General features: G+C 45.0%; 10 protein-coding genes, 2 tRNA genes and 2 rRNA genes (1 of these 14 only partly in view). 10 read left to right on the top strand and 4 right to left on the bottom strand.

Features of this window, described 5'->3' with window-relative positions; genetic code table 11:
* From GOL65_RS06830 to GOL65_RS06815, 4 genes are all read left to right on the top strand, one after another.
* Positions 1-1798 (top strand): 23S ribosomal RNA (locus GOL65_RS06830) (it extends 1109 nt beyond the left edge of the window).
* A gap of 126 nt (positions 1799-1924) precedes the next feature.
* Positions 1925-2040: ribosomal RNA gene (rrf, locus tag GOL65_RS06825) — 5S ribosomal RNA — on the top strand.
* Positions 2041-2096: 56 nt separating this feature from the next.
* Positions 2097-2173: transfer RNA gene (locus tag GOL65_RS06820), tRNA-Asp, on the top strand.
* Positions 2174-2406: 233 nt separating this feature from the next.
* Positions 2407-3195: an endonuclease/exonuclease/phosphatase family protein gene (locus GOL65_RS06815; protein WP_140919434.1), complete on the top strand. Its 789-nt coding sequence runs from the start codon at positions 2407-2409 to the stop codon at positions 3193-3195.
* A gap of 23 nt (positions 3196-3218) precedes the next feature.
* Here the strand turns inward: GOL65_RS06815 and mltD are convergent, their stop codons facing one another.
* Together mltD and gloB are read right to left on the bottom strand one after the other, a co-directional pair.
* Positions 3219-4772 (bottom strand): murein transglycosylase D, encoded by a 1554-nt coding sequence (gene mltD, locus GOL65_RS06810; RefSeq protein WP_140919433.1) that lies wholly within the window; start codon positions 4770-4772, stop codon positions 3219-3221.
* A 74-nt stretch (positions 4773-4846) separates the two neighbouring features.
* Complete coding sequence (gloB, locus tag GOL65_RS06805) at positions 4847-5602, bottom strand: hydroxyacylglutathione hydrolase (RefSeq protein ID WP_140919432.1); 756 nt, start codon at positions 5600-5602, stop codon at positions 4847-4849.
* Between the two features lie 48 nt (positions 5603-5650).
* Between gloB and GOL65_RS06800 the strand changes: the two genes are divergently transcribed.
* Positions 5651-6373 carry a class I SAM-dependent methyltransferase gene (locus GOL65_RS06800; protein WP_140919431.1) on the top strand — a complete coding sequence of 241 codons (723 nt, stop codon included), beginning with the start codon at positions 5651-5653 and terminating at the stop codon, positions 6371-6373.
* Positions 6374-6382: 9 nt separating this feature from the next.
* Here GOL65_RS06800 and rnhA read toward each other — a convergent pair whose 3' ends face one another.
* Entirely contained in the window at positions 6383-6853 is a 471-nt protein-coding gene (gene rnhA, locus GOL65_RS06795) for a ribonuclease HI (protein ID WP_140919430.1), read from the bottom strand.
* Between the two features lie 57 nt (positions 6854-6910).
* On the opposite strand from rnhA, the gene dnaQ reads away from it, so the two are divergent.
* The 5 genes from dnaQ to GOL65_RS06770 all read left to right on the top strand — a co-directional run bounded on the left by dnaQ (position 6911) and on the right by GOL65_RS06770 (position 10095).
* Positions 6911-7666 (top strand): DNA polymerase III subunit epsilon, encoded by a 756-nt coding sequence (gene dnaQ, locus GOL65_RS06790; RefSeq protein ID WP_140919454.1) that lies wholly within the window; start codon positions 6911-6913, stop codon positions 7664-7666.
* A 115-nt stretch (positions 7667-7781) separates the two neighbouring features.
* Positions 7782-7858: transfer RNA gene (locus GOL65_RS06785), tRNA-Asp, on the top strand.
* Positions 7859-8008: 150 nt separating this feature from the next.
* The gene (locus GOL65_RS06780) at positions 8009-8596 is read left to right on the top strand and encodes a hypothetical protein (RefSeq protein ID WP_140919429.1); all 588 of its coding nucleotides are present in this window, start codon (positions 8009-8011) and stop codon (positions 8594-8596) included.
* A 120-nt stretch (positions 8597-8716) separates the two neighbouring features.
* On the top strand, positions 8717-9295 hold the full coding sequence (gene lpcA / locus GOL65_RS06775; protein ID WP_140919428.1) for a D-sedoheptulose 7-phosphate isomerase: 579 nt from the start codon (positions 8717-8719) through the stop codon (positions 9293-9295).
* 32 nt (positions 9296-9327) lie between these two features.
* On the top strand, positions 9328-10095 hold the full coding sequence (locus tag GOL65_RS06770; protein ID WP_140919427.1) for a class II glutamine amidotransferase: 768 nt from the start codon (positions 9328-9330) through the stop codon (positions 10093-10095).
* Between the two features lie 6 nt (positions 10096-10101).
* On the opposite strand, the gene GOL65_RS06765 is transcribed toward GOL65_RS06770, so the two are convergent.
* Positions 10102-10845, bottom strand: coding sequence for a L,D-transpeptidase family protein (locus tag GOL65_RS06765; protein ID WP_140919426.1), 744 nt, complete (start codon positions 10843-10845; stop codon positions 10102-10104).
* Positions 10846-10889 lie beyond the last annotated feature (44 nt).

Here is a 10889-nt window from a genome sequence, read left to right as displayed (position 1 = left end):
CGAGTCGGCCTGCGCGGAAGATGTAACGGGGCTAAACCATGCACCGAAGCTGCGGCAGCGATACGAAAGTATTGTTGGGTAGGGGAGCGTTCTGTAAGCCTGCGAAGGTGGACTGTGAGGTCTGCTGGAGGTATCAGAAGTGCGAATGCTGACATAAGTAACGATAAAGCGGGTGAAAAGCCCGCTCGCCGGAAGACCAAGGGTTCCTGTCCAACGTTAATCGGGGCAGGGTGAGTCGACCCCTAAGGCGAGGCCGAAAGGCGTAGTCGATGGGAAACAGGTTAATATTCCTGTACTTGGTGTTACTGCGAAGGGGGGACGAAGAAGGCTAGGCTATCCGGGCGACGGTTGTCCCGGTTTAAGCGTGTAGGTGGGTTGACCAGGTAAATCCGGTTGGCTGTTAACACTGAGGCGTGATGACGAGCCACTACGGTGGTGAAGTAGTTGATGCCCTGCTTCCAGGAAAAGCCTCTAAGCTCCAGGTAACATTAAATCGTACCCCAAACCGACACAGGTGGTCAGGTAGAGAATACTCAGGCGCTTGAGAGAACTCGGGTGAAGGAACTAGGCAAAATGGTGCCGTAACTTCGGGAGAAGGCACGCTGGCATTAGGTGAAGTCCCCTGCGGATGGAGCTGAAGCCAGTCGAAGATACCAGCTGGCTGCAACTGTTTATTAAAAACACAGCACTGTGCAAACACGAAAGTGGACGTATACGGTGTGACGCCTGCCCGGTGCTGGAAGGTTAATTGATGGGGTTAGCGTAAGCGAAGCTCTTGATCGAAGCCCCAGTAAACGGCGGCCGTAACTATAACGGTCCTAAGGTAGCGAAATTCCTTGTCGGGTAAGTTCCGACCTGCACGAATGGCGTAATGATGGCCAGGCTGTCTCCACCCGAGACTCAGTGAAATTGAACTCGCAGTGAAGATGCTGTGTACCCGCGGCAAGACGGAAAGACCCCGTGAACCTTTACTATAGCTTGACACTGAACATTGAGCCTTGATGTGTAGGATAGGTGGGAGGCTTTGAAGCGGTGACGCCAGTCATCGTGGAGCCAACCTTGAAATACCACCCTTTAATGTTTGATGTTCTAACTTTGGCCCGTAATCCGGGTTGAGGACAGTGTCTGGTGGGTAGTTTGACTGGGGCGGTCTCCTCCCAAAGAGTAACGGAGGAGCACGAAGGTTAGCTAATCACGGTCGGACATCGTGAGGTTAGTGCAATGGCATAAGCTAGCTTGACTGCGAGAGTGACGGCTCGAGCAGGTACGAAAGTAGGTCATAGTGATCCGGTGGTTCTGAATGGAAGGGCCATCGCTCAACGGATAAAAGGTACTCCGGGGATAACAGGCTGATACCGCCCAAGAGTTCATATCGACGGCGGTGTTTGGCACCTCGATGTCGGCTCATCACATCCTGGGGCTGAAGTAGGTCCCAAGGGTACGGCTGTTCGCCGTTTAAAGTGGTACGCGAGCTGGGTTTAGAACGTCGTGAGACAGTTCGGTCCCTATCTGCCGTGGGCGCTGGAAGATTGAGAGGGGTTGCTCCTAGTACGAGAGGACCGGAGTGAACGCACCACTGGTGTTCGGGTTGTCATGCCAATGGCATTGCCCGGTAGCTACGTGCGGAAAAGATAACCGCTGAAAGCATCTAAGCGGGAAACTTGCCTCGAGATGAGTCTTCCCTTGGACTTTAAGTCCACTGAAGGAACGTTAAAGACTATGACGTTGATAGGTCGGGTGTGTAAGCGTAGCGATACGTTGAGCTAACCGATACTAATGAACCGTGAGACTTAACCTTACAACACCGAAGGTGTTTTGGGATTGAGAGAGTAAAGAAGTCAGATTTCAGCGAATGTTCAGGATTGGAATGAATGGTTGTGTACGATAGTGATATTGAATGCAACGGTTCATGAAACAGAATATGCCTGGCGGCGATAGCGCGGTGGTCCCACCTGACCCCATGCCGAACTCAGAAGTGAAACGCCGTAGCGCCGATGGTAGTGTGGGGCTTCCCCATGCGAGAGTAGGGAACTGCCAGGCTTTAAATTAGTAACTATCAGAACAATTTTTGATTCTGATAGGGAAAAAGAATCGGTGGAGCGGTAGTTCAGTTGGTTAGAATACCTGCCTGTCACGCAGGGGGTCGCGGGTTCGAGTCCCGTCCGTTCCGCCACTTAAATATGAAAGGCCTGCTTATGCAGGCCTTTTTACTATGTTTTTTCTCCTCAATAAACTTGTTTAGCGTGATATGATTAGCATCATGACTAATCTTTACGTTTTTATTCTTCGTTTGCCATTGAGTTTCTGTCGCTTAATCCCTATAACAAGCTAAAGCATCCGTTTTATTGAGACGTAAATTCGGATTTGTTACTGCAGGAACTACATTTATAACCATAGGCTTTAACTGTGCGAAAAAAGAATTTTGCAATGAGGTATTCAGCCGGCTCGCCTGCAGAGCGTATTTTTCCAGGAATCATAGGCGAGCTAAGCCAGACTATAGCGCCATTGCAGGCGTTGCCGACTAACGGTGCGTTAAGCGTTATGGTATGGAATATCTTCAAGCAACAACGGGCAAACTGGCTAAACGTGCTTAAAAGGCATGGTTTGGAAAGTCAGTTGGTTCTGTTACAGGAAGCGCAGACAACGCCTGAGTTAATCAATTTTGCTACTTCTAATTACTTAGCAGCGGATCAGGTCCCTGCTATTGTCATGCCTCAATACTCATCGGGAGTAATGACGCTTGCTTCTGCTAACCCGATCTATTGTTGTCCTTTACGGGAAAGGGAACCGTTATTACGACTGTCTAAATCTGCCCTGGTAACCGTATATCCACTGGATGATGGACGGCAGCTGATGGTAGCTAATATTCATGCCGTTAACTTCAGTATTGGTGTTGATATTTATCAGCAGCAATTGAAACCTATAGGGGAACAGATTTTACAGCACAAAGGCCCGGTAATATTAGCCGGTGATTTTAATGCCTGGAGCAGGCAACGTCTGCATTCGCTGTATCGGTTTTCTACACTAACCGGATTACAGGAAGTTCGTTTTTCTCATGATTGGCGGAAAAAGGCATTTGGTCGGCCGTTAGATTTTATCTTCTATCGAGGATTACAGGTGGAAGAGGCTTCAGTGTTGGTAACGCAGGCATCGGACCATAATCCGCTTTTAGTAAGATTCCACGCTAACCCATAACAGGCTAGCGTGGAGAGGCGATATTAACGCTTATATAATGTCAGCGTACTACCTGGCTGGAGTCGGTTAGCGGTTACTTTGCTATTCCACTTCAACACATCATTAATATTCACATTATGACGTTTAGCTATACTGGCTAACGAGTCACCTTTGCGAATGCGGTAGGTGATGCTGCTATTATTATTCTTGCTGCTTTTGGCGCTGCTATTTTTAGTGCTACGACTCTTAGTGTTGGTAGCATTACTGGCCAATTGTAATGATTGACCAGGTTTCAGCTTGTTATTTTTACCCAGTTTATTCCAGCTCTGAATATCGCTGGATTTAACATTATAACGTTTAGCAATAGAAGACAGCGTGTCTCCTGCTCGTACGGTATATTTAACTTTTGTCGCAGATCTACTACTGTTGTTTGCGATTTGCGTTTGCTGTGTAGCAATCTGATTAATATATTCGCCAGAAATTGGTAACGTGATTACCTGACCAGCACTAACTTGAGCAGTCAGATTGTTCGCCTGACGGATAGAATCTGCGGTAATACCGTAACGTCTGGCCAGGATCTCAATGGTTTCGCCGTTAACGACTTTATGTTCACCCCAGTTAACCAGATTAATATCACCACTGCTTAGTGAATCTTCAAGCTGCTTAGCATTAGATGCGGGTAGCATAATGGCATGAGGGCCATCAGGTGAGGTGACATTGTGTTTATAACCAGCATTGTATGTTTGCAGCTTGGTTAATGGCACACCTGACATTTTAGCAGCCTGAGCCAATTCAATTTGCTGACCAACTTCAACTCGGGTTAAGGCACGGTCTAAATTACTGCTTGGCAGCGACAGAGCATAGCGCTCGTTATGCTTAACCATATCGGTCAGTGCAAGCAACTTAGGTACGTAGAGTTGGGTTTCACGCGGTAAATTCAGCGACCAATAGTCAGTAGGTAACCCTTTTGCCTCATTTTCCTTAATAGCGCGCAGAACTCTGCCTTCACCACAGTTATAGGCGGCAATGGCTTGTAACCAGTCACCTTCGAACATAATATTCAGACGTTCTAACATATCCAGCGCAGCAGTTGTGGATTCTGCGACGTCACGACGTCCGTCATACCATTTATCTTGTTTCAGACCATAATAACGGCCTGTGGTAGGAATGAATTGCCATATACCAGCAGCACTGGCTGATGAGGTAGCATGGGGATTGAAAGCGCTCTCTACAATAGGCAACAGCACCAGTTCCATTGGCAACTGACGTTCTTTAATTTGGCTAATGATCCAGTACATATACGGTTCAGCCCGTAATGTTACATTTTGTAGATAACGCTTATTATTGAGATAGTACTCTTTTTGTTCACGGATACGCTCGTTATCCGGAATGTCCATCTCCAGCCCTTCACTGACGACTTGCCACAGCTCTCTTTCTGTTTGACCATCAGGGCCCATTAGCCAGTCGAGATCTCCTGCTGCAGCTAGGCTATTGGCTGAAGGAGGATTCTGATTACTTGCAGATTGGGAAGCATCTTTATTTGATGCCTGGCAACCGACAAGTAATACAGAAGCAAATAAGATCGCTTTTGCCTTCATGTATATCAATTATCATCGTTGATTAAAAGTCGACCGATAATACTTTGGCTGACTAAATAACTCAATCAAAAGCGTTAATAATTGTCTTTCATCTCTCTTAATCGCTTAAAAACTTGCCAAGGTTGTATAGTTGAATCATCCAGGCCTAACTTTCTTTTTAAATCAAGTTGATGGCATTTAAGAAATAGGTTAATTGTTCTTTCAGTTTTTAGCTCTGTTGGCACAGAAGGCTGATCTTTTGACCTTATATCGACTATATGTTTTAAATATGTTTCTATTTCGATATTTTCTGGTAAAACATAGTTTGCAAAACGTAGATTTGAAATTGTATATTCGTGAGCACAGCACACTTTTGTTGAATCAGGTAGAGCAGCTAATTTCTGGATGGATTGATACATTTGCTCTGGAGTGCCTTCAAAAATTCGTCCACATCCAGCTGAGAAGAGTGTGTCACCACAAAACAGATAAGGGGCAGAATAGAATGCCACATGTCCTGCCGTATGGCCGGGAACGCCGATTACATTAAAGCACATGCCGTTAATATCGATATTATCGCCTTCTCTGACGATAAACTTAGCCCCTTTACTCTGAGTTTCCTGCGGGCCATAAACTTTCAGCTCCGGGTAATGTCTAATTAAATCAGCGACGCCGCCCGTATGGTCATTGTGATGGTGGGTTAGAAGAATTGCAGTGGGTGTTATTTGTTGTTGTTCTAAGTGTTGGATAACCGGCAACGCGTCACCAGGGTCGACTATAATACCCGTTTGCTGTTTGGTCGTTAGCAGCCAAATGTAATTGTCCTGAAAAGCAGGAATACTGATAAGATGCATAATGGTCCCCTGATGATGAAAGTCATATTATAAAAGAGATAATACTTCATGAGAGCTGCCCGAACAGAAACGATTGTAACATCGCCAGCGTCTTGGAATGAGTTATCTTATGGTAATAGCTATCGCCGTGCTCTGGAACAACAGTTGGATCTCTGGTGGCCAAAATTATTCGGTCTTCATTTGCTGAAGTTGGGAAATCTTAGCGCTGAAATTGATACCAGCAAATGCCAGATCGCCCATCATGTTAACGCTTCGGAGTCAGGCAATAATATTCAGGTGTATGCCGATAGCCTGAATCTTCCTTTTTTAGATAAATCTATAGATGCCTGCTTGTTGGCAGATACTTTGGCCTATTCAGAAGATCCTCACCGCATTTTGCGTGAGGTTGACAGAGTTCTGGTTGATGATGGCTGGCTGGTAGTCAGTGGATTTAATCCTTTTAGCCTGGTAGGGGCTGGTAAATTAGTTCCGGTGATAAGAAAGAAGCATCCTTATGACAGTAGAATGTTTACCAGAATGCGGATGATTGATTGGCTTAGCCTGCTGAACTATGAAGTGCTGCATCAGGCAAGCTTTCAAAATATGCCGTGGAATGGTCTGTGCGGAGGCTTTTTAAGTTCACACATTCCGGCTTTTGGCTGCCAAACTTTGATTGTTGCTCGTAAACGAACGATCCCGTTAACATTGAACCCGCTTTCGGCCTTTAAAAAGCGGTTTCGTGTCAGATCCGGAGCTGTAGGGGCGACTAAAAATATGCATAATGGCGATTAACCATTATGCTTACTTATTATCTGGCGTGTAGCCCTCATCGGTTAAGGTTGGTTGTTCAGCAGCGGCACGAGCCAGTTGGTCACAACGCTCGTTTTCTTCGTGCCCTGCATGACCTTTAACCCAGTGCCACTCAACGCTGTGGCGAATAATTGCCTGATCGAGACGTTGCCATAGATCGACGTTTTTCACTGGTTTTTTATCTGCGGTTTTCCAGCCACGTTTTTTCCAGTTGTGGATCCAACTCATGATCCCTTGCCGTACATATTGGCTATCGGTACTGAGAGAAACCTGACAAGAGGCGGTCAGGGATTCCAATGCAGTAATTGCCGCTAACAATTCCATACGGTTATTGGTAGTAAGGAAATATCCGGCGCTGAGGGTTTTCTCATGCTGTTTATAGCGTAAAATAGCACCATAGCCTCCCGGTCCTGGATTACCCAGGCAAGAGCCATCGGTGAATATCTCTACCTGTTTAAGCATATCTGGTAGACTCGTCATTAAAGTTTAAAACGGTAAGTCTGACACAAAATGGAATCAATAAGCACTGAAATTACACGACAGATTGTTCTTGATACCGAAACCACCGGTATGAACATGGTTGGTGTTCACTATGAAGGTCATCGAATTATTGAAATAGGTGCGGTTGAAGTAATTAACCGTCGTCTAACCGGTAGACATTTTCATGTGTACGTCAAACCAGACCGTTTGGTAGATCCTGAAGCTTATGGCGTTCATGGTATCAGCGATGAATTTCTGGCGGACAAACCCACATTTGCTGAAATTGCCGATGATTTCTTTAATTTTATTAATGGCGCAGAGTTAGTCATTCATAACGCATCGTTCGACGTTGGCTTTATGGATCATGAATTTCGCATGTTGCGTAGCGATTATCCAAAAGTAGAGTCATTTTGTACGGTCACTGACTCACTTATGATGGCCCGTAAGATGTTTCCGGGCAAACGAAATAGTTTGGATGCTCTTTGTAGTCGTCTGGATATAGACAACAGCCGCAGAACGCTGCATGGCGCTTTACTGGATGCTGAGATACTGGCTGAAGTTTATCTGACTATGACCGGCGGTCAGACTTCTCTGTCATTTTCTTTAGAAGGTGAAAATCAGTCTCAGACTCGAGGTGCTGAAATTCAACGTGTTGTGCGTGCCGAAAGTGCATTAAAAGTTGTTTATGCGAGTGAGGCTGAAGTTGAGGCTCATGAGGCCCGTTTAGATTTGATTAGTAAGAAGGGAGGCTGTTGTCTTTGGCGCCCGGCTGTAGATGGTGAGACGGTAAATTAATAATTTTTAAGCACTTTGTTGAATTAATGTGCAGTTGAACCTGTTTTAGTAAAAATTCATTGACTCTCAGCACAGGGAACCTTACTATCATCCCGCTTTCCTATGAAAGCTATGTGGAGCGGTAGTTCAGTTGGTTAGAATACCTGCCTGTCACGCAGGGGGTCGCGGGTTCGAGTCCCGTCCGTTCCGCCACTAATTTCAATCCCTTGAGTTAAACACTCAGGGGATTTTTTTCGTCTGCAGTTTTATTTCTTAGCATATTTGATTTATACAGCGGTTTCTATTCTCCTTCGTCTTCCTGTAAATTAACCTGATAGCCTGTTGCCTGATTTGAAGGACTTTATGTGGTTTTTAAAATTACTATTTAAAAAACGATTTGATACTGAATTTATCACTCGCTTTTTCCAGACGTTATCTGAGCATATTCCTGATGTTGAATTAGTCTGGAAAAAGGGGGGGAGTGAAGTTGCCCTGAGTTCGGCGTCTTCCGCGGTAATCAAACAGGGGAAGAAAGTACTCTATTCTCAAGGTAGTCGTTTTGGATGGATTGACCCGTTTTCTGCCGGAGAATACCGAGCGGAATTACTCAAAGTGGCAGAGCAATTTCAACTGGGCCGAGAGAAACCAAATTACTGGTTGAGTCTGGTTTGTGTGGTTGCTTATCTGGTGATTGTTTCGGGGGCGATGGGGGCTGCTGAGGAAACGGTAAATCTATTTTATGCTGGTAGTGTTATTGCCGCACTGCTTACCAGCATATTGATGATTTTCAGCTATCGGGCCAACTGGTCTCATAATCTGCGTAGTCTGTGTACCACCTTATGGATACTTGCGATGATTGCAGGCGCTTTTTCTTCCGTTTTGTTATTACCTATTATCTGGACTGAAAACCGTCAGCAACTGGCACGAATGTATAACTCGAACCGTTCCTGAACGAGCATAAAACAGACTATTTGAATATAAGATAGCGCTTATTGCACTTCTCGCTGCTATTGCTATCCGTTACACTGAGTGGAACTGATTCACTACACTTTATCTACAAAGAGGTTTTTCATGTATCAGGATTTAATCCGCAGCGAGCTGAATGAAGCGGCTCAGGTATTACAAAAGTTCCTCAGCGACGACGCTAATATTGAATCTGTACAGCGTGCGGCTCTGTTGCTGGCTGATTCATTTAAAGCCGGCGGTAAAGTACTTTCCTGTGGTAACGGCGGCTCTCATTGCGATGCTATGCATTTTGCTGAAGAGTTAACCGGACGTTATCGTGAAAACCGTCCTGGTTATCCTGCTATTGCCATTTCCGATCCCAGCCATATCTCCTGCGTCAGTAATGACTTTGGCTATGATTATATTTTTTCTCGTTACCTGGAAGCTGTTGGTCGGGAAGGGGATGTGCTGTTTGGTTTATCTACCTCCGGCAACTCAGCCAATATTTTAAGGGCGATTGATGCCGCTCGCGAAAAAGGTATGAAAGTTATTGTGTTAACGGGAAAAGATGGTGGCAAAATGGATGGTCTGGCTGACGTCGAGATTCGGATTCCTCATTTTGGTTATGCAGACCGTATTCAAGAAGTACACATTAAAGTTATCCATATCCTGATGTTGTTAGTTGAAAAAGAGATGGCGAAATAGCTTACTTTAGTAAGTTTTGATGAGAGGTCGGTATGTGTGAATTACTTGGAATGAGTGCCAATGTGCCGACCGATATCTGTTTCAGCTTTACCGGGCTGATACAGCGTGGTGGTCGTACTGGTCCACATAAAGATGGCTGGGGCATTACCTTCTATGAAGGAAAAGGATGTCGAACTTTTCGCGATCCACAACCCAGTTATAACTCACCGATTGCTAAATTGGTGCAAGAGTACCCGATTAAGTCATGTGCGGTAATTTCTCATATTCGCCAGGCCAATCGGGGAGCGGTAGCGTTGGAGAATACTCATCCATTTACGCGCGAACTCTGGGGGCGCAATTGGACTTTTGCTCACAACGGGCAATTGAAAGGTTACCGAAGCCTGAAAACGCCATTTTTTCAGCCGATTGGTGAAACTGACAGTGAATATGCGTTTTGTTGGATTCTGCAGCAACTTAAGCAGCGTTATCCTCGTCGGCCATCTAACTGGCCTGCAGTATTTCGCTTTATTGCTTCTTGCGCTGACCAGTTAAGGAAGAAGGGCGTATTTAATATGCTGCTTTCTGATGGTCATTATGTCATGGCCTATTGTTCAACCAATCTGTACTGGTTAACGCGGCGCGCACCTTTTGGTAAAGCAACATTATTAGATGAAGATGTGGAGATTGATTTTCAGCGTGAAACCACACCAAATGATATTGTGACTTTAATCGCCACTCAACCATTAACCGGAAATGAACAGTGGCAAAAAATCCCTGAAGGAGAATTTGCCCTGTTTCATTTTGGTGAACGTATTATTTAATTGCTCTTAACGAGCGAAGGGATTCGCAGGGTTAGTTTTTGGTGGATTATTGGCTAATAACCCCTGCGGAGCAAGATTGTAACGCCCATTGCTGACAATCATATTTGGCGGCTGATGGGTTTTTTCAAAGAAATCATAACCAGCTTTCAGCTGTTGCCAGAACTCATAATGTACGGAGTGGTTGTAGCTATTCAATTTATCGTTGGTCATACGGAATGGGAAAATATTAACTTCCACCTGAGGCTGCCCGTTAATCAGTGCATATTCAATAAATTGATAAATTTCTGAAATCTGTTGGTTGTTCATAGCATAACAACCGGTAGATACACAGTCACCGTGTACCATCAGATGCTTACCGGTAAATCCATGTTCCTGATCGTATTGATTCGGGTAACCAAGATTAAATGAACGATAGAATTTACTGTTTGGGTTCAGGCTTTGCATTGTTACCTGATAAAAACCTTCAGGGCTTTTAAAGTCACCTTGATAGCGTTTTGGCCCAAGACCACCGGAATAGTTACAAATAGGGTAGGTCTGTACTAACTGATAAGCACCCTGATTTTTAACAAACAGCTCCAGAACTTTATCTTCTTTGATAATGCGAACATAAACCGGCAAGCCCAGTAGCCGCTGTTTTTCTGGTTGCATAGTAGATTGTTGTTCAGTCAGCGGCTGAACGGACTGCGCATTTGAATAGAACGACACTGGCGACAGTAGCAATACGCTGAGCATGAATAGAGATTTGCTCATTTTTCTTCCCGTTGTTAAAAACATATATCCGTGGTTAATTAATT

This window comes from Limnobaculum xujianqingii (assembly GCF_013394855.1).
Lineage (GTDB): Bacteria > Pseudomonadota > Gammaproteobacteria > Enterobacterales > Enterobacteriaceae > Limnobaculum > Limnobaculum xujianqingii.
The sequence above is the reverse complement of the archived record's forward strand: the minus strand, read 5'-3'. Positions and strand labels throughout refer to the sequence as shown.